Origin of the sequence: Rhodanobacter sp. C01, assembly GCF_002001045.1 — a bacterium.
In the GTDB taxonomy this organism is placed as follows: Bacteria; Pseudomonadota; Gammaproteobacteria; order Xanthomonadales; family Rhodanobacteraceae; genus Rhodanobacter.
On record NZ_MUNR01000010.1, the window covers coordinates 160,581 to 186,601 of the forward strand.

The window sequence follows — 26,021 nt, forward strand, 5'->3', positions numbered from 1 at the left end:
CACGCCAGGACCGTCATCCGCATCTCCGTCAAGCCGCCGGCGCGTCCGGCGAATCCGGGAACCCATTGTGACCACGCCATTGCTGACCGCCGACAACGCACCTCCGATCACTGCCAGCCAGCATCCACTAGCCGGCCAGCCGATGAGCGGTGCCGACGTGATCGTGCAGGTATTCGCCGACGAAGGCGTCGAGGTGATGTTCGGCTATTCCGGTGGCGCGATCCTGCCGGTGTACGACGCCGTATTCCGCTACAACACCTTGCATCCGCGCGATGACGGCAGTGAACCGATGCCGCTGATCGTGCCCGCCAACGAGCAGGGTGCGGGCTTCATGGCCGCCGGCTACGCGCGCGCCTCCGGCAAGGTCGGTGTGGCGGTGGTCACCTCCGGCCCCGGCGCCACCAACATCGTTACGCCGGTGCGCGATTCGACGGCCGACTCGATCCCGCTGGTGGTGATCTGCGGCCAGGTGAGCACGGCGGCGATCGGCAGCGACGCGTTCCAGGAAGCGCCAATCAGCAACATCATGGGTGCCTGCGCCAAGCATGTGTTCCTGGTCACCGATGCGACGCAACTGGAAGCCACGCTGCGTACCGCGTTCACCCTAGCCCGCAGCGGCCGGCCCGGGCCGGTGGTCGTGGATGTGCCGAAAGACGTGCAAAACACCGCACTGAAGTTTCGTGGCAGCGGCGAGCTGGCACTGGCCGGCTATCGCGCACGTCTGCAGGCGGTGGAACAGTCGGCACTGAGCGATGCCGATTGCGCCACCTTCTTCACCGCATTGATGCAGGCAAAGCGTCCACTGATCTACGCCGGTGGTGGCGTGATCGCAGCCAGCGCAGCCACGGCATTGCGCGCGTTCGTCGAGGCGTTCGGCTTGCCGGTCACCACCACCCTGATGGGCTTGGGCGGGTTCGATACCACCGATCCACTGGCGCTGCACATGCTCGGCATGCACGGCACCGCGTATGCGAATTACGCGGTGGAGGATTGCGACTTCGTACTGGCGCTGGGCGCGCGCTTCGACGATCGTGTAGCCGGCGTGCCGGACAAGTTCGCACCGCGCGCGAAGTTCATCGCACAGATCGACATCGACCCGGCGGAGATCGGCAAGGTAAAATCGGTGCAGTGGCATCACGTCGGACCATTGGTACGCGCACTGGAGCGTCTGACTGCCTATGGCCACGCGCATGGGCTGCAACCGTCGCTCGACGCCTGGCATGCGCAGGTGGCCGAGTTGAAGCGCGTGCACGCGATGAACTACGACCGTGCCAGCACACTGGTGCAGCCCTATGCCGTGCTGGAAGCGATCAACCGGCACACGCAGGGTCGCGCCATCATCAGCACCGGCGTCGGCCAGCACCAGATGTGGGCAGCGCAGTACTTCGACTTCCGCGCCCCGCGGCACTGGCTTACCTCCGGCTCGATGGGCACGATGGGTTTCGGCCTGCCGGCGGCGGTCGGCGCGCAGTTCGCGCATCGCGACAAGCTGGTCATCGACATCGACGGCGACGCCAGCATCCGCATGAACCTCGGCGAGCTGGAAACCGTCACCACCTACAACCTGCCGGTCAAGGTGGTGGTGCTCAACAACGTCGGCGACGGCATGGTGCGGCAGTGGCAGAAGCTGTACTTCAAGGGTCGCTTCGCCGCCTCCGACAAAAGCCTGCACAAGAAGGACTTCGTACTCGCCGCGCAGGCCGACGGCTTCGCCTGGGCGCAGCGACTGGAACGCACGGAGGAACTGGAAGCGACGATCGCCGCGTTCCTCGCCTTCGATGGACCGGCGTTCCTGGAAGTGATGATCGATCCGGATGCCGGCGTGTATCCGATGGTCGGCCCCGGCGCCAGCTATGCACAGATGATCACCGGCGATTTCATTGCCTCGCGCAGTGCACCGGTCGTGCGTGAAACCGCAACCTCCCACATGTTTTGAAGCTGCCCCGGCGCAGTCCGGAGCATTCGCAGAGAGAGCCGCCATGAACCACACACTGTCCATCCTGTTGCAGAACGAAGCCGGCGCACTGGTACGCGTCGCCGGACTGTTCGCCGCGCGCGGCTACAACATCGACACACTGACCGTGGCCGCCACGCATGATCCCGCCGTCTCGCGGCTCACGCTGAGCCTGCAATGCGACGACGCCGGCCTCACCCAGATCCTGCAACAGACACGCAAGCTGGTCGACGTGCTGCAGGTTGCGCATCCGGCGACGGCACTCGCAGCATGAATGCAGTCGTCGCGCCCGCGGACGATGACGATGCGGTTGCAGGCGACGATCTGCTGGCGCGGATCCGCGCCGCGCGCGTTTACGACGTGGCGCACGAGTCGGCACTGGAACCGGCGCCACTGCTCAGCGCACGACTCGGCCGGCCGGTGCTGCTCAAACGCGAGGACCAGCAACCGGTGTTCTCGTTCAAGCTGCGTGGCGCCTACAACCGCATGGTCCAGCTGGAACCGGCACAACGCGCACGTGGCGTGATCGCCGCCTCCGCCGGCAACCATGCGCAAGGCGTCGCGCTGGCCGCGGCGAAGCTCGGCATCCACGCCACCATCGTGATGCCGGTGACCGCGCCGCAGGTGAAGGTGGACGCGGTGCGTCGATTCGGCGGCGCGATGGTGGAGATCGTGCTGGCCGGCGACTCCTACAGTGACGCGCAGGCTACCGCCGCGCAATTGCAAAGCGAGCGCGGTGCCACCTTCGTGCATCCGTTCGACGACCCGGCAGTGATAGCCGGCCAGGGTACCGTGGCACTGGAGATTCTGCGCCAGCATCCGGGCCCGCTGCATGCGGTGTTCGTGCCGGTCGGCGGCGGCGGCCTGCTGGCCGGCGTGGCGGCATACATCAAGGCCTTGCGGCCGGAAGTGAAAGTCATCGGCGTGCAGGCTGCCGACGCCGATGCGATGTCGCGTTCACTGGAGGCCGGCACGCGCGTGGCGCTTGATGAAGTCGGCCTGTTCGCCGACGGCACCGCGGTGAAGCAGGTTGGCGCGCTTACTTTCGCGCTATGCCGGCAACATGTTGATGCCATGCTGCGGGTGGACACCGACGCGATCTGCGCGGCGATCCGCGATATCTACCAGGACACGCGCAGCGTGCCGGAACCGTCCGGCGCGCTGGCGCTGGCGGGATTGAAGCAGTACGCCGCCGCGCACGCCGGCGCAGGCGTCCTGGTAGCGATCGTCTCCGGCGCCAACATGAATTTCGACCGCCTGCGCTTCGTCGCCGAACGCGCCGAGGTCGGCGAGCAGCGCGAGGCGGTATTCGCGGTGACGATCCCGGAAGAACGCGGCAGCTTCCGCCGCTTCTGCGCTGCGCTGGGCCAGCACAACATCACCGAATTCAACTACCGCATCGGCGACACCAGCCAGGCACATATCTTCGTCGGCGTGCAGACCGCCAGCCGCGCCGAGCGCGAGGCGCTGGCGGCCGCGTTCCGCACGCAGGCCTTCGACATGCTCGACCTCACCGACGACGAGCTGGCCAAGCTGCACCTGCGCCACATGATCGGCGGCCGCTCCCCGCTGGCACAGCACGAGCGGCTATACCGCTTCGAATTCCCCGAACGCCCCGGCGCGCTCACTCACTTCCTCGGCCAGCTGCATCCCGACTGGAACATCAGCCTGTTCCATTACCGCAACCATGGCGCCGACTACGGCCGCATCCTGGTCGGCATCCAGGTGCCGCCTGACGAGCGTGCGCTGTTGTCGCCGTTCCTGGCCACGCTCGGTTATCCGCACTGGGACGAGAGCGATCATCCCGCGTACCGATTGTTGCTGCGTGCCTGAAGATGCATGGCCCCCGAATCCAGATACCCCACTCCATACCCCGGAAATAACCATGCCGACCTATCGTTCCAGAACCACCACCCACGGCCGCAACATGGCCGGCGCCCGCAGCCTGTGGCGCGCGACGGGCATGAAGGACGGGGATTTCGGCAAACCGATCATCGCGGTGGCCAACAGCTTCACGCAGTTCGTGCCGGGCCACGTCCACCTGAAGGATCTCGGTCAGCTGGTATGCCGTGAGATCGAAGCGGCCGGTGGCGTCGCGAAAGAGTTCAACACCATCGCGGTCGATGACGGCATCGCCATGGGTCACGGCGGCATGCTGTACTCCCTGCCTTCGCGCGAACTGATCGCCGACAGCGTGGAGTACATGGCCAATGCGCATTGCGCGGATGCGCTGGTGTGCATCTCCAATTGCGACAAGATCACGCCCGGCATGCTGATGGCCGCGATGCGGCTCAACATTCCCGCCATCTTCGTCTCCGGCGGCCCGATGGAATCCGGCAAGGCGGTGGTGAAGGGCGTCCAGCGCAAGTTCGATCTGGTCGACGCCATGGTGGTGGCCGCCGACGACAGCTACAGCGATGCGGAAGTGGCCGCCGTCGAGCGTTCGGCTTGTCCGACCTGCGGCTCCTGCTCGGGCATGTTCACCGCCAACTCGATGAACTGCCTCACCGAGGCACTCGGACTCGCGCTGCCCGGCAACGGTTCGGTGCTGGCAACCCACGCGGACCGCGAGCAGCTGTTCCGCCGTGCCGGTCGCCAGATCGTCGAACTCGCCCAGCGCTGGTACGAGCAGGACGATGCCACCGCCCTACCGCGCGAGATAGCGAACCGGGCCTCCTTCGAGAACGCGATGAGCCTGGACATCGCGATGGGTGGATCGACCAACACGGTGCTGCATCTGCTGGCGGCGGCCAGCGAAGGCTGCGTGGATTTCACGATGGCCGACATCGACCGCCTCTCCCGTCGGGTGCCGTGCCTGTGCAAGGTGGCACCGGCGAAAAGCGATGTGCACATGGAGGACGTCCATCGCGCCGGCGGCATCATGGGCATCCTCGGCGAACTCGACCGCGCCGGACTGATCGACACCACGCGTCCCACTGTGCATGCCCCAACGCTTGCCGAAGCCTTGGCCCACTGGGACATCGTCCGTACCGGCGACGAGGCGGTCCGGACCTTTTACCGCGCGGCCCCGGGCAACGTGCCCACGCAGACGGCCTTCAGCCAGTCGGCGCGCTGGGAATCCCTGGACGCCGACCGGGAACACGGAGTAATCCGTTCGGCCGAACATCCCTTCAGCAAGGATGGTGGCCTGGCCATCCTGTCCGGCAACCTCGCCCCGGAAGGCTGCATCGTGAAGACGGCAGGCGTGGATGCGTCGATCCTGACCTTCCACGGCAAGGCCCGGGTCTACGAAAGCCAGGAAGCCGCGGTTGCCGGAATCCTCGGCAACGAGGTCATCGCGGGCGACGTGGTCGTCATCCGCTATGAGGGGCCCCGCGGTGGCCCCGGCATGCAGGAAATGCTCTACCCGACGAGCTATCTCAAGTCCAAGGGCCTTGGCAAAGCCTGCGCGCTGATCACCGACGGCCGTTTCTCGGGCGGCACCTCCGGGCTGTCGATCGGGCACGCCTCACCGGAAGCGGCCGAGGGCGGACTGATCGGACTGGTCGAGAACGGCGACCCCATCGCCATCGACATTCCCAACCGCAGCATCCGTCTCGATGTCCCCGACGAAACGCTTGCCGCCCGCCGCGCCACGATGGAGGCGCGCGGCAACGACGCCTGGAAGCCACTGGGCCGCAAACGCCAGGTTTCGCTTGCCTTGCGGGCTTACGCCGCCATGGCCACGAACGCTGCGCGCGGTGCGGTGCGCGACCTAGACCGACTCGGCACCGCACATCCCGCCGCAACGGCTACCTGAGATGCCTGTGCTGAAGTGATCCAGCGCGCGAACAGCGCATGGCCGCCACGCTAAACTCGGCGGATGGCCATCCCTCCCCGCAAACGCCAGCGACGCACTAGCGCGCCCACCACCACCCGGCCACGGCCGGGTGTGGCGAAGCCCGTTGCCAGACCCATCCAACCAGCCGACAGTTCGACGCGCGCCACGCAGGTGCTGAACTGGCTGCTGCAGAAGCTGCCGGCAAGACAGCGCGAGAAGGCACTGGACTATCTGGTGCTGACCCGGATGGATCGGCCGATCGGCGCACTGCTGCTGCTGTGGCCGACCTGGTGGGCGCTGTGGCTGGCAGCCAGCGATTTTCCGCCATGGAAGCCTCTGATCATTTTTACTCTCGGCGTGTTCGCCATGCGCGCCGCCGGCTGCGCGATCAACGATTTCGCCGACCGCAAGCTGGATCCGCTGGTCGCGCGCACCGCGGCCAGGCCGATCGCCTCGGGCCGAGTCACGCCGCGCGAGGCACTGCTCGTGTTCGCCGCATTGCTCATATTTGCCTTCGTGCTGGTGCTGTTCACCAACAAGCTGACGATCGAGCTGTCGTTCGCCGGTGCCGCGCTTGCCGCGATCTACCCGTTCACCAAGCGCTACACCTACATGCCGCAGGTGGTACTCGGCGCCGCCTTCGGCTGGTCGATCCCGATGGCGTTCGCCGCGGTGACGAATGCCGTGCCGCCAGTAGGCTGGCTGCTGTTCATCGGCAACATCATCTGGTCGGTGGTCTACGACACCGAGTACGCGATGGTCGACCGCGACGATGACCTCAAGGCCGGCGCCAAGTCCACCGCGATCCTGTTCGGCGACGCCGACCTGCCGATCCTCGGCGTGCTGATGGGCACCTTCGTGCTTGCGATGCTATTCGTCGGCCAACGCGCCGCGCTGGGTTGGCCGTACTGGCTCAGCCTTGCCGTCGCCATCGGCTTGTTCGGCTACCAGCTGTGGCTGATCCGCGCTCGCGCCCGCGATGCCTGCCTCGCCGCATTCCGCCACAACAACTGGTTGGGGCTGGCGGTGTGGGTCGGCATCGTGCTGGCGCTGGCGGTGCGCTGAGGGCAAGGAATGATTGAAGCGGAGTGAGAAACGAGGGAGTGCAGTAGAGGCAGAAACTTGGCAATGCGATAACAGCTACGGGCATCTCCCGCCTTTTCCACTCATCCTGCAGCGCCCATGGCAGCTTGCAATGCCTTTTGGGGGAAACTCGTCCATCATCGTTGCATCCACTTGCCGAATTTCCTTCTGATGACATCCAGCGACCCCGACCGCCCGCTCATTCCCCGTGCTTTATGGCTGGCGATGGTTGCCATCTTTATCTTCCTGATATTCCGCAACAGCGGGCTCGGTCCTTCCGTGCTGGGCGACGAGTGGAGCTACAGCCTCTACAGCCGACTGCTGCCGTTGTCACAGGCACAGGTACCCTCGTTTTTGTACTTCTTGATCTATCGCAGCAGCAACGTGTGCAGCCCCGACTTCATGGGTTGCGTAGGCGTGCTCAATGCGGGCTTCTTCGTGGCAGCGGCGCCATTCATCTTCATGCTGGCGCAGCGGTACATGCAGACCGGGCTGGCGCTCCTGCTGACGTTGGCCAGCCTGCTGGGACCGGTGTCTACGTACACCGCATTTTTCATGCCCGAGGCCATGTACTTCTTCCTGTTCTGGGTATTTGCATGGCTGGTGCTGGTGCTCGCACCGCTGGCATCGGTGCGCAACGGCCTGAGTATCGGCGCGTTGCTTGGCCTTATGTGTCTGGTGAAGCTGCATGCACTGTTCCTGCTGGGTGGCTACGGCGTCTATCTGCTGGTAACCGGCATGCTGACCCGCGGCCCGTCGCGGCTCCGCAGCACACTACAAGGCTTTGTCGCCGCACTGTTGGCGTTCCTGGTGATCCGGCTGGGCCTGGGTTACCTGATCGCCGGACATCAGGGCCTGGACCTGCTGGGCGGCTTCTATGCTGCACAGGCCAACAGCAGTTTCCGTCATCCAGACCTCGACTCGCTATTGCATTACGGCGCGCGATCGCTGTTCGGCCACGGCTTGGCGCTGGTCGTGTTGTACGCGGTACCGTTGGCGTGTCTATTCCAGTTGCGACATATTCCCGTCGATGACGATACCCCGTCGGGCGACCGGCAACGATTGATGGTTTTCAGCATAGCCATCCTCTTTGCGCTGGTGGCAGTGACGGTGTATTTCACCGCAAACGTTCCAGACGGGAATCCGCTGGAAGCACTGCGCCGCCTGCACATGCGCTATTACGATTTCGCATTGCCACTGCTCTACCTGGTCGCTGGCTCGTGCATCCATGACCATACACAGCCCACCCGCGGCCACATGCTCAGGCACGTCGCCGCCGTACTGGTCGTGGGTGCCCTGTCTGTACTGGCCACGTGGTACCACTTCCGTGGCTTCGCCCCCAACCGCATCGATGCACCGGAGCTTTACGGGGCCGTAGTCGATCCGCACTTCTTCCATGTGATCAGCGCGCTCGGGCTTGGCATACTGGCGATCTGGGCCATCAGCCGGCGGTTGGGCACGACTCTGTACGCATGGATCTTCGTACCGGTGTTTGCCTTGGGCGCATCGCATCTGGTTGCCCTCGAAGCGGCGCAGCGAAAAATCCCTGACACCTACGACACGGCGGCACGTACGGTGCGGGCCTTGCTTGCGTCGCAGCGTTCGGGAGTAGTGATCGTTGGCGATGACATCTTCAAGCTGGTGCAGGCGCAGTTCCAACTTGACTCGGCTGACTCCAGAGTCGTGATGCTGCAGCCCGGCCAGCCCGTCGACGCGAACAGGCTCCCCGGAGGCAGCAGATGGGCACTGGTGATTGGAGTGCATCCGATGCAAGCCGCGTCCCTGTCGACACAGAACTTTGGCGGCTTCGCGCTGTATCGACTGCAAGCGCCATTCCATATCGATTTCAGCGGCAACAGCCCCGACCTGGGAGCGGTGCAGGGGCTTTCCGGCATCGAAGGTTTTGGCCGCTGGTCCGACGCCGACGAAGTGGTACTGGATTTCACCCAGTCGTTGCCGGCTTCGGCCAGCCTGCATCTGGTCGCCTCCGCCTATGGTCCCAACGCCGGCAAACCATTCACCATGACGCTCGGCGATGAGACGCAGACCTTCACCCTCACCGAACAGCAGCAGTCCATACGTCTGCGGTTCCACAATCCGCCCGGCCTTGACCATGTTCGCATTGCGGTGCCTGCCGCCATCTCGCCGCGGACGCTGGGCAAGAGCAGTGACGACCGGCGACTTGGCATCGCCTTGATCAGCCTGGACGTCGAGACGGCAGCCAGCAGGTGATGGCGACCACGCACGGACTAGGAATCATCCCTGCGCCTGGCCAGCATCAGATGGATCGGCTGGACCGGCTGGTTGGCTACGTCGTAGTTGAGCCAGGACAGTAGCAGCTGGGTGCCGATGATCAGCGGTAACGCGGCGGCCATCACCACGCCCGAAGCAGCCGGCACGCCACTGTGCAGGGCATGGACCCAGTGCATCAGTCCATAGCAGAGGCCGAACAGAATCAGCGGCAGCGATAGCAGCAGCTCGATCGTCGCCAGTGAAAAATTCCGAATGAAGTAGGTATAGACGACACGCCGAAGGAAATTGCGCAGGTTGCCGCGAAAGAAGTGGCCGATGACATACATCGGCCGGAGGCTGGAAGGCTCGTCGGCATAGACGGCCGGCATCGGCATCTCGCTGACTACCGCACGCAACTGGTTGAGGCCATACAGCATGTCAGACTCGAAAAAATAGCGTCGGGCCAGCGTATCCAGGTTCACCTCGGCGAGGACATCGCGCTGAATCGCGGTAAAGCCGTTGGTGGGGTCGAACAACTGCCAATAGCCACTGGACAGCTTGGTCAGGAAGGACAGTCCTGCATTGCCGATCAACCGCACGGCCGGCATCCTTGATACATCGCCGATCCGATAGAAACGGTTGCCCTTCACATAGTCGGCACGGCCCAGGCGGATCAGCCGAACCAGGTTCGGGATCAGAGCGGGATCCATCTGGCCATCGCCATCTAGCTTGACCACGATCTGAGCCTCTGTGGCCAATGCCGCCTTGTAGCCGCTGACGGTAGCGCCACCGACGCCTTGGTTTTCCGAATGCTCAATTACCTGGACCCGCGGATCATCACATTCGCCCATGATCAGCCTGCCGCTTTTCAGCGGGCAGGCATCGTCGACCACGAAGATCCAGCCAACCTCCGGGCCGATCCGCTTGATCACGTCGAGTGCCCGCATACCGACGCGGTAGCACGGGATGACCACCGCGACGGTGGAAGGCTCGCGGGCCCGTTCATTCATGTGTAAATCCAGAACTTCGAAACGAGAAAGGAAACTGCTGCCAGACATGCTTCAACCACCGGCTTCACCATCCACACGGATTCCAGCGGAACACGCTGGCGCAATAGCACCAGCAGCAAGGTGCTGACCGTGGTCAGGGTCAGCCAAATGAGAATGAACCGGAGCAGCGGACCGTCGTGCAGTCGTCGATTGGACACCGATGAAAAGGTCGCCTTGCCGTTGAGCAGAAAGCCAACCAGCGCGCCCGCTATCCTGCCGCAGACATTCGCCATCGCGACACCGGCGCCTGCATGAGTCAGCCCGATCAGAACACCCGAATCGATGACGACCTGGACCATCCCGACGATGCCGAACAGAAACAGCTGACGAAACCAGACCTTCACAATTCAATCCATGGGTGCAATGTCAGGTTTAAGTAGGATGGTTCGGCTGTTGTGCAGACTGAATGGAACAAATACCAGAATCCAGCCCCGGGCGCGATCATTGGCCGAAGGCAGATTTGGTTTGAGGCAAACGCTGGTGACCATTCAATCCGGGCGTTGACGCAAGCAGACCGAATCGGCGCTCCATGGAGACTCGACCTTGCCGCTACAGTTGTCCAGAATCAGGTAACAGGCAAATGCGACAGGGTGGATATCGTGCCATCACTCATTGAACGATTTGTGCTGGGACTGCGCCGCTACCCGCCAGTAGCCGTGCGCACGCCTGACGTGCCTGTCGCGGCTATCCAGGAACTACTCGGAGGCCATCCTGCTCTGGTCAGGGCTAGTGGTCGCCTCGATCTCCAGGGTCTGTTCATTATCGGCGCGGCGCGCACCGGCACCACCGTCCTGCAGAACGCACTGAATGACTCCGACGATGTATTCCTGCTTGGCGAACCGGCGCTGCATCATGATGGGGGAGGCGCCGATTTCGCTGCACGCTACAACGCCATGCATCGTGCCTGGCACAACCAGGAGAACAAGAGCAGCCACTGTCCCAGCTTTTTCGAGGGCGATGCCAGTTGGTACGCATACCTGCTGCACCTGGCTGGCCTCTATCGCCGCGTAGGCGCCAAGCTGGTCATCAATCCCGAGGATGCCGAGGCAGAAGCAGCACGGGTCTTCGACTTCTATTCCCGCTACTTTTACCGTTCGCACTACATCTTCACCTTCCGCAATCCATTGGACATGCTTATGTCGGTGCGCGGCCTGGCTGCCTGGAACGGTGCGGAGGGGGCCAGCCACGTGTCGATCCTGCGCTGCTTCTATCTCGTGCTCCAGCTGTATCTGCGGATGCTTCGCAACCTCCCGCATGTGTCAGCGGTGTTCCATGAAAGCGTCGGCGTGGACACCTTCAAGGCACTCGGCAACTCGCTCGGTGTCGATCTCAAGGGCGCGGCGGCGTATTACGACAGCGACAAAGTGCGTCATCACGCACTGGCCGAGTTGCCCGAGGCCTGGCGCGACGTCATCCAGCAGGCCGTGGCGGTGTATGAGGATCTTCGTGGCGAAGTGCAGTCCGGTGGCATGCTGCTGCAGCTCGAACAGAATTCCCGGCATATCGACGAGCGTCACTACACCGGGCTTGGCAAGCTGTGGCGACGCACTGAGCTGCTTATCGACGCACTGAAATAACAACTGACTATTCACCCGCGTGGTGACGGTGCCCGTGCCAGCGCCCACACATCTACCCGCTGCACACCGGCGCGCTTGAGTACGCGAGCGCATTCAGCCAAGGTGGCGCCGGTAGTCATCACGTCATCGAGAATCGCAACGTGAGGCGGCAGCTCGATGGTTGAATGTAGCGCGAATGCGCCGCGCACGTTGCGGCGGCGGCTGATGGCATCGAGTTCGGTTTGCGCATCGGTGCGGCGTAGTCGTTGCAGCGCGTCGTGACGCCACGGCACACCCAGTTCGCGCGCCAGCGGACGAACCAGTTCCAATGCCTGGTTGAAGCCGCGCCGGCGCAACCGGCTGCGGTGCAGTGGCACTGTCAGAAGCAGTTTCGGCAGGTCGATTGGACAAGGCTCACGTCGCCATAATGTCGACAGCACATGGCCTGCGGCGAGATCGCTACCGAACTTGTAGCGTGACTCCAGTCGATCCAGTGGCCAGCCATAACGGAACGGTGCCCATGCCGCGCCCCATGGTGGTGCGCTACGCAGGCACTCGCCACACATCGCCGCCGGTGTCGCCAGCGGCAGCGCACAGCGTGCGCAACAGCTGCGGTTGCGTGGCAGTTCGGCGGCACAGTCGGCACACAGATCGATGCCATGGTCGCCTGCAGCGCCACACAACAAGCAGCGCCACGGCAGCACGAAGCGTTGCAGCTGCCACCAGGTTCTTGTCAGCGCATCCATGCGCACCTCCGTTAGCGGGCTGGCTTGTACAGCGCAGCGTCAAGGATTGACCACAGATGTATCAGCCAACCAAGCAGAATGATCCATAGCAAGGCGGCCAGCACGAACATGACGATCGCCTTGAGCAAACGCCCCTGCACCAGCTGTCCCAGCCCCGGAATAAAGAAACTGCAGATGGCCGCGAGTACGTTGCCACTGCTGCCTTGCCCTTCACTCATGCCGATCCACTCCATGTCAGGTTGCATTGATAGCAGGATGGTAACGGCTGGACTGCGCCCTCGCTCGCGTCAACCATTCGTCAACATATCGAGTTGACACACTCCAGGGCGACTTCCACACTCTCCGGCCTCATGTATGGGAGTTGCTGTTCCATGGCCGACCTTGCCATCCGCCACGACTGGACCCGCGCCGAAGTGGCCGCCTTGTTTGCGCTGCCGTTCAACGAGCTGCTGCATCGCGCGCACTCGGTGCATCGCGAATATCACGATCCGAACGCGGTGCAGGTGTCTACCCTGCTGTCGATCAAGACCGGCGGCTGCCCGGAAGACTGCGCGTATTGCCCGCAGGCAGCGCGCTACGACACCGGCGTGCAGGCGCAGAAACTGATGAGCGTCGAGGCGGTGCTGGAACGCGCGCAGGCGGCCAAGGATGCGGGCGCCAGCCGTTTCTGCATGGGCGCGGCCTGGCGCGGCCCGAAGGATCGCGACGTGGTGAAGGTGGCCGAGATCGTCCGCGCGGTGAAGGGCCTCGGACTGGAAACCTGCGCCACGCTGGGCATGTTGAGCGGAGCGCAGGCCGACACCCTGAAAGCCGCCGGTCTTGATTACTACAACCACAATCTCGACACCGCGCCGGAGTTCTACGGCGAGGTGATCCACACCCGCCAGTACCAGGATCGGCTCGACACGCTGGAGCATGTTCGCCATGCGGGCATGAAGACCTGCTGTGGCGGCATCGTCGGCATGGGCGAATCGCGCGACCAGCGCGCCGGCCTGCTGCAGACCCTGGCCAACCTGCCCGAGCATCCGCAGTCGGTGCCGATCAACCAGCTGGTGCAGGTGGAAGGTACGCCGCTGGCCGGCACCGCGGCGCTGGATCCGTTCGAGTTCGTGCGCACGATCGCCGTGGCGCGCCTGCTGATGCCGGCCTCGATGGTGCGCCTGTCGGCCGGCCGCCAGCAGATGGACGACGCGGTGCAGGCGCTGTGCTTCTTCGCCGGCGCCAACTCGATCTTCTACGGCGAGAAACTGCTGACCACCGGCAACCCGGACGTGGAACACGACCGCGCGCTGTTCCGCCGGCTCGATCTGCATCCGCTGCAGGTGGTCGAGGAAGCCGGCACCGTGCACGCGGACATCCTCGAAACGGATCATCCCGGCATGGATCAGGCCAGCTGCGGACAGGGTTGTGGCTGCAGCGTCGCGGCCTGACCTGCTCGGCCGGCTGGCGACCCAGACCGCCGAGCGTGATCGCGCGCAGCTGTTGCGCCGGCTGCGCACGATCGAACACGCCGATGGCCCATGGCTGGAAACCGGCGGGAGGCGCCTGCTGTCGTTCTGCAGCAACGATTACCTCGGCCTCGCGCAGCATCCGCAACTGATCGCCGCGTTCAAGCGGGTCGCCGATGACGAAGGCGTGGGGAGCACCTCGGCGCACCTGATCTGTGGCCATCGCGCCGAGCACGCGGCCCTCGAGGAAGCGCTGGCCGCGTGGACCGGACGCGAACGCGCCTTGCTGTTTTCCAACGGCTACATGGCCAACCTCGGCGTGCTGCAGACGTTGCTGACGCGTGGCGACGTCTGCGTGCAGGACAAGCTCAACCATGCCTGCCTGCTGGACGGCGCACAGCTTTCCGGCGCCGAACTCAAACGCTATCCACATGCCGATGTAGCCGCCGCTGCGCGCCAGCTGGCATCACGCAGCGAAGCAGCCGCATTGTTGGCCACCGATGGCGTGTTCAGCATGGATGGCGATGTCGCGCCGCTGCGCGAGCTGGCCGCCCTGTGTGCCCGTGAACAGGCCACCTTGATGGTCGACGATGCACATGGCCTGGGCGTGCTGGGCGAGGACGGTTCTGGCAGCGTGCGCACGGCCGGGCTCGGCCAGCGCGAAGTGCCGGTGCTGATGGCTACGCTGGGCAAGGCGCTCGGTTGCGCCGGCGCGTTTGTCGCCGGGCCGGCCGCGCTGATCGACGGATTGATGCAGTTCGCCCGCCCCTACATCTACACCACCGCGATGCCGCCGGCACTCGCCGCCGCCGCACTCGCCGCCGTGCAACTGGCGCAGGCCGAAGCATGGCGGCGCCAGAAGCTTACTGCGTTGATCGATCGTTTCCGGCGCGGTGCCGCCGAACTCGGCTTGCCGCTGTCGGCCTCGACCAGCGCAATCCAACCCCTGCTGCTGGGCAGCGCCGATGCCGCACTGACTGCCGCACTGGCCCTGGAACGACAGGGTTTGCTGGTCAGCGCGATCCGGCCGCCAACCGTGCCGCAGGGTCACGCACGCCTGCGCATCACGCTCTCGGCAGTGCATGAAGAAGATCACGTCGACCAGTTGCTGGCCGCACTGCAAACCCTGCGATTGCCGGCGGTTGCGCCACATCCGGCCTAGTGTGGATGACACTCCACGGGCGTTTTACCGCCGCCGCGTATAATTGCCCGCTAGCTCTGCCGATACCTCCGCATGTCGATCGTCAACATCTCCGCCTACAAATTCATCAGCCTGGACGACTTGCCCGCGCTGCGCGAGCGGCTGCGTGAGCGCTGCGAAGCGCTGGCGCTGAAAGGCACGATCCTGCTGGCGCCGGAAGGCATCAACCTGTTCCTCGCCGGCAGTCGCGCATCGATCGACGGCTTCATCGCCACTTTGCATGAAGACTCACGCTTCGCCGATATGGAGCCGAAGGAGTCGTTGTCGGACGAGGTGCCGTTCGGTCGCCTGCGGGTACGCCTGAAGCGGGAAATCATCACCATGCGGCTGCCGACGGTCCGTCCCGAAGGCGGCCGCGCACCGGCGGTGGATGCCCCCACGCTGCAGCGCTGGCTGGATCAGGGCCATGATGACGAGGGTCGCGAGGTCGTATTGCTGGATACCCGCAACGACTACGAGGTCGATGTCGGCAAGTTCCCGCAGGCGGTGGATTACCGCATCGCCAGCTTCACCGAGTTTCCGGCTGCGATCGCCGCCGATCGCGCGCGTTACGAGGACAAGACCATCGTCTCGTACTGCACCGGCGGCATCCGCTGCGAGAAGGCTGCGCTGCACATGCAGGACCTCGGCATGCCGCACGTCTTCCAGCTCGAAGGCGGCATCCTGAAATACCTGGAACAGACCGACGGCGCGCACTGGCGCGGCGACTGCTTCGTGTTCGACGGACGCGTTGCGGTGGACAGCGCACTGACCCCCGCCGGCATCCCGATGCCCGCACCACGCGCCAAGGACAAGGATCCCGACGCATGAGCCTGTACATGGAGACGCATGGCCACGGCCCCGTGCCGATGGTGCTTCTGCATGGCTGGGCGATGCACGGCGGCGTGCTGGCGCCGCTGGTCGAGGCGCTGGAAGAGCAATGCACGATGTACGTGGTCGACCTGCCCGGCCATGGCTACTCACGCGATTGCGGGCTGCCGCTGGAGCCGAGTGCCTGCGCCGCGGCGATTGCCGCCATCACCCCGCCAGCGATCTGGTTGGGCTGGTCGCTGGGTGGACTGATCGCGTTGACTGCCGCACTGGATCTGCCGCACCAGCTACGCGGCCTGGCGATGCTGTGCGCCACGCCGCGTTTCGTGCGCGATGGCAGCTGGCCGTATGGCAACGATGCCGCGATGGTGCAGCAGCTGGCCACCGATCTGGAAACCGATTACCACGGCACGATCGAGCGCTTCCTCGCGCTGGAGGCGATGGGCAGTGCCGATCCACACGCCGAACTGCGCCAGCTGCGCACGCTGGTGTTCGCCCGCGGCGAACCCGATCTGCGCGTATTGCAGGAAGGCATCCGCATCCTGGATACCGGCGACCGCCGCGCCGGCTTGCCTGACCTCGGTGTGCCGAGTGCATGGATCGCCGGCCGCCGCGACCGCCTGGTGCATCCTCAGGCGATGCAATGGTCGGCCAACCAATGCGGCGGCAGCTACGCCGAAATCGATCACGCCGGCCATGCACCGTTCTTCGGCCATGCCGATGTGGTGGCGCAGGCGCTCCAGCCCTTGCTGGCACACATCCATCCCGGGCAGGCCCGATGAACGAGTTCCACCTCGACCGCCAGTTGGTGCGCCGTCACTTCGGCCGCGCCGCCAAAAGCTACGAACAACACGACGTGTTGCAGCGTGAAGTGCAGGCCGCCTTGCTGGAGCGTCTGGACTTCTATATGCAGACACCGCAGCGCGTGATCGACGTCGGTGCCGGGACCGGCCGCGGAAGTGCGCTGCTGAAGCAGCGCTATGCCAAGGCCGAGGTGATCGCCGTCGACCTCGCCCTGCCGATGCTGCGCGCGGCGAAGCAGCACGCGAGCTGGCTCAAACCGTTCCAGCGCGTCTGCGCCGAAGCCACCGCACTGCCGCTGCCCGACCACAGCGTCGACGTGCTGCATTCCAACCTGTGCTTCCAGTGGATCGACGACCTGCCCGCGCTATTCAACGAATGCGTGCGCGTGCTGAAACCCGGCGGCCTGCTGGCGTTCTCCACCTTCGGTCCGGATACGCTGAAGGAACTGCGCGCGTCGTGGGCCGAAGCCGACCAGCAGCCACACGTCAGCCGCTTCCTCGACATGCACGACGTCGGCGACGCCATGCTCGCCGCCGGCCTGCGCGACCCGGTGCTGGACGTGTTCCGCTACACCCTGACCTACAGCGAACCGCGCAAGCTGCTCGAAGAACTGCAAGGTCTCGGCGCCACCAATGCTGACAGCACACGCGAACGCGGCCTCACCGGCAAGTCACGCTACCAGCGCATGCTCGCTGCCTATGAGGCGATGCGCGTGGACGGCCGCATTCCGGCGACATGGGAAGTCGTTACCGCGCATGCGTGGGGTCCGCCGAGCGGCCAGCCGCGGCGTGGTTCTGATGGCGGTGAGATTGCCAGCTTCTCGGTCGACAGCTTGCGCGGGTCGAGGCGGCGCTGAAATCGAAGATTTTGCGGAATCTGGAAGGTTCGCTATGGGTCGAAAGCGAACATCAAGTTTGATCGGCCGATAAGTGAACCTGGCCCCGTTTCTCACTGGCTTCCACGCCCACTCCGGAAGGATTCGGAAAGATGATGGTGTCAGAAATATGGCAAGACTCGTCCAAGCTCTCGCGCCATCAAGAGCTACGGGCATGATCGACACCGTATGCCGCTTACGCCCCCGTTGTTAGTCACCGACAAGAAAGATGCCCATGTCCGACTTTGAACCCAGGCCAGACACCTGCTATCCGAAAACCGAGCGCAGCAGAATCAGGCGCGAGCATCATCTGGGCAGCTACGAACGCGCGGATGTTCATGCCATTCTAGACGCCTCCCCTCTCTGCCACATCGGCTATGTCATCGACGGGGCGCCATTCGTCACGCCCACACTGCACTGGCGCAAGGGCAACCGTGTCTACTGGCATGGTTCGGTTGGCAGTCGTTTCCTGCGTCAAGTAGACGGGGCGCCTGTCTGTGTAACGTGCAGCCTCATGGACGGTTACGTCCTGGCCCGGTCAGCCTTGAACCACGCGGTGAACTACCGATCCGCGATGCTATTCGGTACGGCGCATGTGGTGGACAGCCTTGATGAAAAGGCCGAAGCACTTCGAGATTTTACGGATGACCTCTTTCCTGGTCGGTGGGACTCTCTACGTCCGATGACGGAGAAAGAAGTGAAAGCAACGTCTGTACTGTGGATGGAAGTTGAGGAGGCCACCGTAAAGGTTCGCACTGGACCGCCCAACGATGCCGACGAATCAGATGTTCCCGTCTGGGCCGGCGTCTTGCCCATGCGCACGATGCTGACTACAGCCCAACCCGCCCCCGAACTGCCCACAAGCATTGGCCTGCCTGACCTGCTGGCGACCCTGATAGCTTCAGGACGGCTTCGATAGTGGGATGCCGTCGACTTCCAGACACTAGATATGCCGATGCCAATGCCGCCCCGAGTCGATAACGATCATTCACAACAACCGCCGCTCACCTCCCGCCGCTGCAGACCTTGTGCCGGAAACATCCCACCAGATGATCATTGATCATTCCGGTCGCCTGCAGCAACGAATAGCAGATCGTCGTGCCGACGAAGCGGAAGCCGCGCTTCTTCAGCGCCTTGCTCATGCGGTCGGACAACTCGGTGCTGGCTGGCACTTCACCCTTGTCGCGCCAGCGATTGACCAGCGGCTTGCCGTCGACAAATGACCACAGATAGACGTCCAGACTGCCGAATTCCTCGATCAACTTCAGCGTGGCGATCGCGTTGTCGCGTGTGGCCGTGACTTTCAGGCGATTGCGGATGATACCGGGATCGAGCAGCAGTTTTTCCAGTTCGCGATCCTTCATCGCCGCAACGCGGGCGATCTCGAAGTTGTGGAAGGCCTTGCGGTAGTTCTCGCGCTTGGCCAGCACGGTGCGCCAGGACAAGCCGGCCTGCGCGCCCTCCAGGCACAGGAACTCGAACAGGGCGCGATCGTCATGCAGTGGCGTGCCCCATTCGGTGTCGTGGTAGTGGCACATCAAGGCGTCGCTGCTGATGGCCCAGTGGCAGCGTGGCAGATCGGATGGCTTGGACATGGCAGGCATGGAGTGAGAAGGGCAACGTTAGGTGTGGGTACGCCGGCACACCCTAGCCGACACCGTTAGACTTGTCGCTCCCTCCCGGCTGTTTCGTCATGTCCCCTCTTTCGTCACCACAGCGCAGTGCCGTTCCTGCGTTGCTCGTCACCATCCTGCTCTGGGCGTACAGCTGGATCGTGATGAAGCAGGTGCTGGCGCATGCCGGGCCGTTCGATTTCGCCGCGTTGCGTTACCTGCTTGGCGCGAGCGTGCTGTTTGCAGCACTGCTCGGCCGCCACCGTTGCTGCCGACCATCCTGATCGGCCTGTGCCAGACCGCCGCGTTCCAGGGGCTGGAGCAGTGGGCGTTGCTCGATGGTGGCGCCGGCCATGTAGCGTTGCTGGCCTACACCATGCCGTTCTGGGCTGTGCTGCTGGCGTGGCTGCTGCTCGGCGAAAAGCCGACCCGGCGACACTGGCTGGGGCTGGCGCTGGCGGCGCTGGGACTGCTGTGCATCATCGAGCCGTGGCATCGCATGGGCAGCGTGCTTAGTACCACGCTGGCGCTGGCCGGCGGCGCCGCCTGGGCGACCGGCACCGTGCTCAGCAAGCGCCTGTTCCGCGCGCATATGCTCTCGGTACTCAACATCACCGCATGGCAGATGCTGGCCGGTGGTGTGGCACTGGGCATCGTGGCGCTGGCGGTACCGCAGCGTTCGATCGATTGGGACTTGGCCTTCATCGGTGGCCTTGCCTACAGCGTGGTGCTGGCTTCCGCCGTGGCCTGGTGGCTGTGGTCGATCGTGCTGCAGCGGCTGCCCACCACGGTGGCCAGCCTGTCCAGCCTCGGCGTGCCGATTGTCAGCGTGCTGCTGGCGTGGATGATCCTGCACGAACAGCCATCCATGATGGAGGTAATCGGCATCGCGCTGGTATTGCTGGGGCTGGTCGCGGTCAGCGGCGTCGGTGCACGGCAACGCGCCTGAGCCCGCCATTCAGCCTCCGGGCTTGCATGCAGCGATATCATGTAACGCTGCCGGAACTGAAGAAATGCCGATGTTTGATCTGCCTCAATTATGGACTCATGGAGTCAGCTGGCTGAGTGCCCATGCGGTCGTGCCCTTCCTGGATGTGGTGCATCTGAACGGGTTGGCCGGGGATCCCGATGACATCGCCGCGTCGCTGATGATCGCGGCGCTGCAGGTGGGCATCATCGGCTTTCTGTTCCGTCCGCTGGAAACCTGGTTTCCAGCCGAGCAGTGGACCGATCGCAAGCTGACCCTGGTCGACCGCAACTACACCTTGCTGATGCTGCTTGGCATCTTTCCGTTGTTCACCTATCTGGTGCTGACCCCGTTCAGCCACCTGTTCGGCGGCGCCGACACCGCCACCTCGAGCACCGGCTCGCCGCTCGCGCTGACGCACTGGGTGCCGTGGTTCAACCAGCATCCGTTCGTGCTGTTTGGGGTTTATTACGTCATCTACGACTTCGTGTACTACTGGATGCACCGCACCCAGCACGCGATCCCGTGGTGGTGGGCGTTGCACAGCATGCATCACAGCACGCGCCAGATGAGCTGCTGGACCAACGATCGCGGCAGCCTGGTCGATGGCTTCATCCAGTCGATGATCCTGGCCGTGGTGGGCTTGGTGATCGGCGTGGACCCGGACGAGTTCGCGTGGCTGATGCTGCTCGGCGAGCTGGTGCAGAACTTCTCGCATACGAACACGCGCATCGGTTTCGGCCGCGTGTTCGAGCGGGTATTCGTCGATCCGAAATTCCACCGCCTGCATCACATGCTGGTCGATCCCGAACGGCCCACGCTGCACAACTGCAACTACGGCCAGGTGTTCTCGATCTGGGACGTGCTGTTCCGCACCTCGCTGTACGGCGAGCCGCTGCGGCCGACCGGCGTGGGTGACCCGGTCGTCGATGCCGACAACGACCACGGCCTGGTCGGCTTGCACTGGGCGGCGCTGAAGCGCTTCTGGGGCGCGGTGCGCTGCATCGAAGGTTGGACACCCGGCGAGGTGGCGTTCGGTGAAGGCTACCGGCCGATTCCGGTCAGCCAGCTGGATCTGCATATCTTCGAACACAAGTCGCCAGCCGGAGCCGGAGCGGATCAGGCCAGCAACGCCGCATCTGCGGAAGTGGCCTGACTAATACCAGGGCAGCGCCTGCAGATCGACGTTGCCGCCAGTCAGCACCACGCCGACGCGGCGACCAGCGAAGCGCTCACGCTGTTTGAGGATCGCGGCCAGCACGGTGGCACTGGACACTTCCACCACCTGTTTCAGCTCCGACCACAGCAGTTGCATCGCCGCGATGGTTTCCGCATCGCTGACGGTGATCACGTCAACATGATGGGCGCGCAAGGCATCGAGATTGCGTTCGCCGACCAGCGCACGCAGGCCGTCGCACAGCGTGTCCGGTACCACGGTGGTGACGCGGGAACCATGCTCCAGTGATTGCGCAGCATCGTCAGCGCCCTGCGGCTCGGCGCCGAACAAGACCAATGACGGATTGATCGCATGTGCTGCAATCGCCGCACCGCTGGCCAGACCACCGCCGCCGACCGGCGTGATCAGCGCATCCAGCCCCGGTGCCTGTTGCAACAACTCGAGTACGAGGGTGCCCTGCCCGGCCATCACTTGGGTGTCGGCATACGGGTGCACCAGCACAGCGCCGGTGGTCTTTTCCACCTCGGCTGTCATCGCCTCACGGGCGGCCTGGGTCGGCGCACAGCGATGCAGGATTGCGCCGGCGCGCTCGATCGCCTCGATCTTTGCGCGCACTGCGCCTTCCGGCACCACCACATGCGCGGCAATGTCGCGCGTGGCCGCAGACATCGCCAGCGCATTGCCGTGGTTGCCGGAGGAATGGGTGACCACGCCATGCGCAGCCTGTTCATCACTCAACGCCCATACCGCATTGCAGGCGCCGCGGAACTTGAACGCGCCGCCGCGCTGCAGGTTCTCGCATTTGAAGTGCAGCTCGGCGCCACTCAGCGCATCCAACGCGTCGCTGCGCAGCACCGGCGTGACCCGCGCATGCTGTGCAATCCGCGCGGCGGCATCGCGGATCTGTTCGAAGCTGGGCAACGTACCCTGCAATGTACTCATGGCAACTGGACCTCCACACCACAACGGAAGCTGCGCTCGGCACCGGGCAGCAGGCGGATCGCGTCGGCGCATTCGGGTCGGTTGAACGCATCGGCCATGCACTCCATCGGCTCCAGCGCGATCGCGCGGCGCGCATCGCGGCTTATCGTGTCACCGGTGAATGCGTGCATCACGCCGCGCTCCTGCCACACCGCGATAGCCAATCCACTGGACGGATCGTGCAGATGGGTACGGATCCGGCCATCGGCGTCGGCCTCCAGGTTCGCGTATTCATGATCGAGAACGCTGTCGCCGAGCAGCCGCGGCGTGCGGAAATCCAGCGCCGGCACATCATCCAGTGCCACGAACGCCGCCGCGCCGGGCAGCGCGATCAGCTCGGCATCGGTACGGATCAGCGTCTGCGCCGGAATCTGCAACTGCCAGCCATCAACCGTGGTATTGGCCAAACGGAAGTACGGGTGCCAACCGAAGAAACATGGAGCCGTGCTGTCGCCGACATTGCGCATGCGCGCCTCCAGGGTGATCCCGCCGGCATCCAGCGTGAATGTCACTGTCAGATCGATCGCATGCGGATAACCGGGCTGCGGACGAATCGACGTTGTGCTCAGCGTCACCCGCGCACCCTGTTCATCCGCTTCCAGTGCCGTGATCTCGAACTCCGTGTCGCGCACGAAGCCGTGCCGGCTGGCGCGGGCAGCACCGACGGCACCGGGCTGCAGATCCTGCGGCTGGCCATCGAAGGTATAGCGCGCATCGGCAATGCGCCCGGCGAACGGCACCATGATCGCAAAACGCGAACCCGGCCGACTGGCCACTTCGGCGGCATCGCGGTAGCCATCGGCAAGATCATGCATGGCACCGTCCATGGCCACTTCGAAACTCAACAGGGCCGCGCCATGGCATGCGACACGCAGACGCCGGCTGCCGTCGGGACTGGTCAGCACGACGATCGGCTGTTCACCCAGCCGGGCACGCTCGACGGCATATCGCGCGGCGTTCGTTGGGATCATGGGGTTCTCCTGCCGTTAAAGCACCCCATGTTAGCCTGATCGCTCACCACCCATTGTTGTCCGCATGAACGCACTATCCGAGCAAGCTCCCACACTGATCCGCCTCGATGATTACCGTGCTCCCGCCTGGCGGGTCGAGACGGTCGAGCTGGATTTCGACCTCGGTATCGATGCCAGCGAAGTAGTCGCTCGCCTGCTGCTGCGCCGCGATCCTGCACAGACGGCACCACTGCGGCTGGATGGCGAGAACCTGCAACTGTTGTCAATTGCGCTGGATGACCAGCCTCTTCCCGCCACCGCATACCGCTACATCGGCAACGTACTGGAAGTGGATGGTGCCCATGATGGCAGCGTGCTCGAAACCCGCGTACGCCTTCGCCCGGCTGCGAATACCACGCTGGAAGGTCTGTACCTGTCCGGCTCGCGCGAAGCGGGCTTCCTGCTGACCCAGTGTGAAGCCGAAGGCTTTCGCCACATCACCTTCTTCCCCGACCGGCCCGACGTACAGTCGCGCTACACCGTCACTTTGCGCGCCGACCACACACGCTTTCCGGTGCTGCTGGCCGGCGGCAACCCTGATGGTTCCGGCAAGCTGGAAGGTGGACGACACTGGGCACGTTTCGTCGATCCACATCCGAAACCCAGCTACCTGTTCGCCTTGGTGGCCGGCAGGCTGGAAAAGATAGAGCGCGACTACGTCACCGCCGATGGACGCGCCGTACAGCTGAAGATCTGGGCCGAGGCCGACGCGATCGCCCGCTGCGACTACGCGATGGCCGCGCTGGAACGCTCGATGCGCTGGGACGAGCAGGCCTATGGTCGCAACTACGACCTGGACGTGTTCCATGTCGTCGCCACCCACGACTTCAACATGGGTGCGATGGAGAACAAGGGCCTCAACATCTTCAACGCGAAGTACCTGCTGGCCGATCCGGACTCGACCACCGATGACGAGTACCGGCATGTCGAGGCGGTGGTCGCTCATGAGTACTTCCACAACTGGAGCGGCAACCGCGTCACCTGCCGTGACTGGTTCCAGCTGTCGCTGAAGGAAGGGCTGACGGTCTTCCGCGAGCAGAGTTTCTCCGCGGACATGAACTCCGCGCCTCTGAAGCGCATCGAGGATGTCGCCCTGCTGCGTCGCGCGCAGTTCCCCGAGGATGCAGGACCGCTGGCACATCCGGTGCGCCCGGCGCAGTACAGCGAAATCAACAATTTCTACACCGCCACCGTGTACGAGAAAGGTTCCGAGCTGGTCCGCATGCTGGCCGGACGACTGGGCAGGGAGGGTTTCCGCCGTGGCATGGATCTTTACTTCGAGCGCAACGACGGTCGCGCCGCCACGCTGGAGGATTTCCTGGCTGCGCTGGGCGAGGCCAACGGAACCGACCTGACCCCGTATCTGGCCTGGTATGCGCAGGCCGGCACGCCGCGCCTGAAGGCACACGGCCATTACGATGCTGCCAGCCGCGAATACACCCTGACCCTGACCCAGCAGATCCAGGCCGATACGCATCATGAACCCGGTACGCCGCTGCCGATTCCGGTCAAGCTGGCACTGTTCACACGCAACGGTGACATGCTGCCGCTGCAGATGGATGGCCAGACGGCCAAACCGGAAACCGAGCGGATCGTGGTGCTGACACAGGCCGAACAGCGCTTTGTCTTCCACAATGTCATCACCGCACCGGTGCCATCGCTGCTGCGCGGATTCTCCGCGCCGGTAATTCTCGATTGCGACTACACGCCGGAAGAGCTTGCTTTGCTGCTGCGCCATGACATCGACGGCTTCAATCGCTGGGAGGCCAGCCAGCAGCTGGCCATCCGCGCCTACGAGAATTTGCGCGACGGCGTCGCCGATGTCGCCCTGCAGGCGTGGTGCGAGGCGTTGGCGCAGCTTTTCCAGGACGACACCATCGACGACGCGCTGCTGGCCGAGCTGTTGACCCCGCCGGGCGAGATCGAACTGGCCGAACGCGAGACGGGCATCGACCCGCAGCACATCCACATGCTGCGCGAGCGCCTGCAGCAGCGGCTGGCCGAACGGCTTGGCGCGATGGCATTGCGCCAGCGCTTCCAGACGCTGGACGCGCATGCCAGCATCGAGCTCGACGCCCTCAGCCAGGCGCGACGGCGACTCAAGCGGCGCGTGCTGGAGCTGTTGAATCTGGCAGATGGCGGCAGTGCCCGAGTACTGGCGGCAGTGCAATATCGCAGCGCGCCCGGCATGACGGACCGGCTCGCCGCGCTCACCATGCTGGTACACGGCCACGCCGCACAAGCTGCCGCGGTGCTGGCGGATTATCGCGAACGCCATGCCGACAACGCGCTGGCGCTGGACAAATGGTTTGCCGTACAGGCGCAGTTGCCGGGCGATGCCGCGCTGGAACGCGTACTGCTGCTGGAGCAGGACCCGGCATTCACGTTGAAGAACCCGAATCGGGTACAGGCGCTGTTCGGCGCCTTCGTGCGCGGCAATCCCAGCGGTTTCCACCGCGCCGACGGCGCCGGTTATCGCCTGCTCGCCGAGCGCCTGCTCACACTCGATGCGCTCAATCCGCAGCTCGCGGCACGACTGGCCACGGCGTTCAACGGGTGGCAGCGGCTGGAACCGCAGCGTCGCGAGGCAGCACGCGTGGCGATTGCCGGACTGGCCCGACACGGCGCGCTTTCGCGCAATCTGGCCGAGATCATCGGCAACGTGCTCAGTCACTGAGCGCCGGCAGGCCGTTCGCAAGGCGCCTGAGTATCTCCATCCGTGCGCGTGGCATGTT

The 26,021-nt window shown here is 64.3% G+C and carries 23 protein-coding genes and 1 pseudogene; 17 read left to right on the top strand and 7 right to left on the bottom strand.

Going from position 1 to position 26,021, the window contains the following annotated elements; translation table 11 throughout:
• The first annotated feature begins 142 nt into the window (after positions 1 to 142).
• From ilvB to B0E50_RS08255, 6 genes are all read left to right on the top strand, one after another.
• Positions 143 to 1,936, top strand: coding sequence for a biosynthetic-type acetolactate synthase large subunit (ilvB, locus tag B0E50_RS08230; RefSeq protein ID WP_077440896.1), 1,794 nt, complete (start codon positions 143 to 145; stop codon positions 1,934 to 1,936).
• Positions 1,937 to 1,979: 43 nt separating this feature from the next.
• Positions 1,980 to 2,228, top strand: coding sequence for an acetolactate synthase small subunit (gene ilvN / locus B0E50_RS08235; protein WP_077440706.1), 249 nt, complete (start codon positions 1,980 to 1,982; stop codon positions 2,226 to 2,228).
• On the top strand, positions 2,225 to 3,787 hold the full coding sequence (gene ilvA / locus B0E50_RS08240; protein WP_077440707.1) for a threonine ammonia-lyase, biosynthetic: 1,563 nt from the start codon (positions 2,225 to 2,227) through the stop codon (positions 3,785 to 3,787). Before ilvN ends, ilvA begins: the two co-directional genes overlap by 4 nt.
• A 52-nt stretch (positions 3,788 to 3,839) precedes the next feature.
• Positions 3,840 to 5,714 (top strand): dihydroxy-acid dehydratase, encoded by a 1,875-nt coding sequence (ilvD, locus tag B0E50_RS08245; RefSeq protein ID WP_077440708.1) that lies wholly within the window; start codon positions 3,840 to 3,842, stop codon positions 5,712 to 5,714.
• Between the two features lie 156 nt (positions 5,715 to 5,870).
• Positions 5,871 to 6,800, top strand: a complete 930-nt coding sequence (ubiA, locus tag B0E50_RS08250) for a 4-hydroxybenzoate octaprenyltransferase (protein ID WP_254427230.1) — start codon at positions 5,871 to 5,873, stop codon at positions 6,798 to 6,800.
• A 243-nt stretch (positions 6,801 to 7,043) separates the two neighbouring features.
• A complete protein-coding gene (locus B0E50_RS08255) occupies positions 7,044 to 9,050 on the top strand; it encodes a hypothetical protein (protein ID WP_077440710.1) in 2,007 nt (668 codons plus the stop codon).
• Positions 9,051 to 9,067: 17 nt separating this feature from the next.
• Here the strand turns inward: B0E50_RS08255 and B0E50_RS08260 are convergent, their stop codons facing one another.
• Complete coding sequence (locus tag B0E50_RS08260) at positions 9,068 to 10,060, bottom strand: glycosyltransferase family 2 protein (RefSeq protein ID WP_217343256.1); 993 nt, start codon at positions 10,058 to 10,060, stop codon at positions 9,068 to 9,070.
• Positions 10,057 to 10,443 carry a GtrA family protein gene (locus B0E50_RS08265; RefSeq protein WP_077440712.1) on the bottom strand — a complete coding sequence of 129 codons (387 nt, stop codon included), beginning with the start codon at positions 10,441 to 10,443 and terminating at the stop codon, positions 10,057 to 10,059. Before B0E50_RS08265 ends, B0E50_RS08260 begins: the two co-directional genes overlap by 4 nt.
• A gap of 255 nt (positions 10,444 to 10,698) precedes the next feature.
• On the opposite strand from B0E50_RS08265, the gene B0E50_RS08270 reads away from it, so the two are divergent.
• Complete coding sequence (locus B0E50_RS08270) at positions 10,699 to 11,676, top strand: sulfotransferase (RefSeq protein ID WP_139350804.1); 978 nt, start codon at positions 10,699 to 10,701, stop codon at positions 11,674 to 11,676.
• Between the two features lie 11 nt (positions 11,677 to 11,687).
• Here B0E50_RS08270 and B0E50_RS08275 read toward each other — a convergent pair whose 3' ends face one another.
• Together B0E50_RS08275 and B0E50_RS08280 are read right to left on the bottom strand one after the other, a co-directional pair.
• A complete protein-coding gene (locus B0E50_RS08275) occupies positions 11,688 to 12,401 on the bottom strand; it encodes a ComF family protein (RefSeq protein WP_077440714.1) in 714 nt (237 codons plus the stop codon).
• Between the two features lie 11 nt (positions 12,402 to 12,412).
• Entirely contained in the window at positions 12,413 to 12,619 is a 207-nt protein-coding gene (locus B0E50_RS08280) for a hypothetical protein (protein ID WP_077440897.1), read from the bottom strand.
• Between the two features lie 153 nt (positions 12,620 to 12,772).
• On the opposite strand from B0E50_RS08280, the gene bioB reads away from it, so the two are divergent.
• From bioB to B0E50_RS08310, 6 genes are all read left to right on the top strand, one after another.
• A complete protein-coding gene (gene bioB / locus B0E50_RS08285) occupies positions 12,773 to 13,831 on the top strand; it encodes a biotin synthase BioB (RefSeq protein WP_077440715.1) in 1,059 nt (352 codons plus the stop codon).
• Positions 13,809 to 15,011 (top strand): 8-amino-7-oxononanoate synthase, encoded by a 1,203-nt coding sequence (gene bioF, locus B0E50_RS08290; protein WP_077440716.1) that lies wholly within the window; start codon positions 13,809 to 13,811, stop codon positions 15,009 to 15,011. The genes bioB and bioF overlap by 23 nt, the downstream gene beginning before the upstream one ends.
• A gap of 72 nt (positions 15,012 to 15,083) precedes the next feature.
• Positions 15,084 to 15,860, top strand: a complete 777-nt coding sequence (locus B0E50_RS08295) for a sulfurtransferase (protein WP_077440717.1) — start codon at positions 15,084 to 15,086, stop codon at positions 15,858 to 15,860.
• Positions 15,857 to 16,642, top strand: coding sequence for a pimeloyl-ACP methyl ester esterase BioH (gene bioH, locus B0E50_RS08300; RefSeq protein WP_077440718.1), 786 nt, complete (start codon positions 15,857 to 15,859; stop codon positions 16,640 to 16,642). Before B0E50_RS08295 ends, bioH begins: the two co-directional genes overlap by 4 nt.
• Positions 16,639 to 17,520, top strand: coding sequence for a malonyl-ACP O-methyltransferase BioC (bioC, locus tag B0E50_RS08305; RefSeq protein ID WP_077440719.1), 882 nt, complete (start codon positions 16,639 to 16,641; stop codon positions 17,518 to 17,520). Before bioH ends, bioC begins: the two co-directional genes overlap by 4 nt.
• Before the next feature lie 253 nt (positions 17,521 to 17,773).
• Positions 17,774 to 18,457: a pyridoxamine 5'-phosphate oxidase family protein gene (locus tag B0E50_RS08310; protein ID WP_077440720.1), complete on the top strand. Its 684-nt coding sequence runs from the start codon at positions 17,774 to 17,776 to the stop codon at positions 18,455 to 18,457.
• Positions 18,458 to 18,542: 85 nt separating this feature from the next.
• Here B0E50_RS08310 and B0E50_RS08315 read toward each other — a convergent pair whose 3' ends face one another.
• The gene (locus B0E50_RS08315) at positions 18,543 to 19,133 is read right to left on the bottom strand and encodes a DNA-3-methyladenine glycosylase I (protein ID WP_077440721.1); all 591 of its coding nucleotides are present in this window, start codon (positions 19,131 to 19,133) and stop codon (positions 18,543 to 18,545) included.
• Positions 19,134 to 19,315: 182 nt separating this feature from the next.
• Between B0E50_RS08315 and B0E50_RS18400 the strand changes: the two are divergent.
• The 3 genes and pseudogenes from B0E50_RS18400 to B0E50_RS08325 all read left to right on the top strand — a co-directional run.
• A pseudogene (locus B0E50_RS18400) lies at positions 19,316 to 19,575 on the top strand (EamA family transporter); the annotation flags it as partial.
• 75 nt (positions 19,576 to 19,650) lie between these two features.
• On the top strand, positions 19,651 to 20,100 hold the full coding sequence (locus B0E50_RS18405) for a DMT family transporter (RefSeq protein ID WP_254427232.1): 450 nt from the start codon (positions 19,651 to 19,653) through the stop codon (positions 20,098 to 20,100).
• A gap of 70 nt (positions 20,101 to 20,170) precedes the next feature.
• The gene (locus tag B0E50_RS08325) at positions 20,171 to 21,274 is read left to right on the top strand and encodes a sterol desaturase family protein (RefSeq protein WP_077440898.1); all 1,104 of its coding nucleotides are present in this window, start codon (positions 20,171 to 20,173) and stop codon (positions 21,272 to 21,274) included.
• Here the strand turns inward: B0E50_RS08325 and B0E50_RS08330 are convergent, their stop codons facing one another.
• Both B0E50_RS08330 and B0E50_RS08335 read right to left on the bottom strand, forming a co-directional pair.
• Positions 21,275 to 22,237 carry a pyridoxal-phosphate dependent enzyme gene (locus B0E50_RS08330; protein WP_077440722.1) on the bottom strand — a complete coding sequence of 321 codons (963 nt, stop codon included), beginning with the start codon at positions 22,235 to 22,237 and terminating at the stop codon, positions 21,275 to 21,277. It lies immediately after the preceding gene.
• A complete protein-coding gene (locus tag B0E50_RS08335; protein ID WP_077440723.1) occupies positions 22,234 to 23,247 on the bottom strand; it encodes an aldose epimerase in 1,014 nt (337 codons plus the stop codon). Before B0E50_RS08335 ends, B0E50_RS08330 begins: the two co-directional genes overlap by 4 nt.
• 64 nt (positions 23,248 to 23,311) lie before the next feature.
• Here B0E50_RS08335 and pepN point away from each other — a divergent pair, with 64 nt between their 5' ends.
• A complete protein-coding gene (gene pepN / locus B0E50_RS08340) occupies positions 23,312 to 25,963 on the top strand; it encodes an aminopeptidase N (RefSeq protein WP_077440724.1) in 2,652 nt (883 codons plus the stop codon).
• The last annotated feature ends 58 nt before the right edge of the window (positions 25,964 to 26,021 follow it).

What these genes read in the sequence shown, in the direction of transcription:
- ilvB (WP_077440896.1), top strand. Translation starts at nt 143, where the DNA reads ATGAGCGGTGCCGACGTGATCGTGCAGGTATTCGCCGACGAAGGCGTC.
- ilvN (WP_077440706.1), top strand. Translation starts at nt 1,980, where the DNA reads ATGAACCACACACTGTCCATCCTGTTGCAGAACGAAGCCGGCGCACTG.
- ilvA (WP_077440707.1), top strand. Translation starts at nt 2,225, where the DNA reads ATGAATGCAGTCGTCGCGCCCGCGGACGATGACGATGCGGTTGCAGGC.
- ilvD (WP_077440708.1), top strand. Translation starts at nt 3,840, where the DNA reads ATGCCGACCTATCGTTCCAGAACCACCACCCACGGCCGCAACATGGCC.
- B0E50_RS08255 (WP_077440710.1), top strand. Translation starts at nt 7,044, where the DNA reads ATGGTTGCCATCTTTATCTTCCTGATATTCCGCAACAGCGGGCTCGGT.
- B0E50_RS08260 (WP_217343256.1), bottom strand. Translation starts at nt 10,060, where the DNA reads ATGAATGAACGGGCCCGCGAGCCTTCCACCGTCGCGGTGGTCATCCCG.
- B0E50_RS08275 (WP_077440714.1), bottom strand. Translation starts at nt 12,401, where the DNA reads ATGGATGCGCTGACAAGAACCTGGTGGCAGCTGCAACGCTTCGTGCTG.
- B0E50_RS08280 (WP_077440897.1), bottom strand. Translation starts at nt 12,619, where the DNA reads ATGAGTGAAGGGCAAGGCAGCAGTGGCAACGTACTCGCGGCCATCTGC.
- bioB (WP_077440715.1), top strand. Translation starts at nt 12,773, where the DNA reads ATGGCCGACCTTGCCATCCGCCACGACTGGACCCGCGCCGAAGTGGCC.
- B0E50_RS08295 (WP_077440717.1), top strand. Translation starts at nt 15,084, where the DNA reads ATGTCGATCGTCAACATCTCCGCCTACAAATTCATCAGCCTGGACGAC.
- bioH (WP_077440718.1), top strand. Translation starts at nt 15,857, where the DNA reads ATGAGCCTGTACATGGAGACGCATGGCCACGGCCCCGTGCCGATGGTG.
- bioC (WP_077440719.1), top strand. Translation starts at nt 16,639, where the DNA reads ATGAACGAGTTCCACCTCGACCGCCAGTTGGTGCGCCGTCACTTCGGC.
- B0E50_RS08310 (WP_077440720.1), top strand. Translation starts at nt 17,774, where the DNA reads ATGTCCGACTTTGAACCCAGGCCAGACACCTGCTATCCGAAAACCGAG.
- B0E50_RS08315 (WP_077440721.1), bottom strand. Translation starts at nt 19,133, where the DNA reads ATGTCCAAGCCATCCGATCTGCCACGCTGCCACTGGGCCATCAGCAGC.
- B0E50_RS18405 (WP_254427232.1), top strand. Translation starts at nt 19,651, where the DNA reads ATGGGCAGCGTGCTTAGTACCACGCTGGCGCTGGCCGGCGGCGCCGCC.
- B0E50_RS08325 (WP_077440898.1), top strand. Translation starts at nt 20,171, where the DNA reads ATGTTTGATCTGCCTCAATTATGGACTCATGGAGTCAGCTGGCTGAGT.
- B0E50_RS08330 (WP_077440722.1), bottom strand. Translation starts at nt 22,237, where the DNA reads ATGAGTACATTGCAGGGTACGTTGCCCAGCTTCGAACAGATCCGCGAT.
- B0E50_RS08335 (WP_077440723.1), bottom strand. Translation starts at nt 23,247, where the DNA reads ATGATCCCAACGAACGCCGCGCGATATGCCGTCGAGCGTGCCCGGCTG.
- pepN (WP_077440724.1), top strand. Translation starts at nt 23,312, where the DNA reads ATGAACGCACTATCCGAGCAAGCTCCCACACTGATCCGCCTCGATGAT.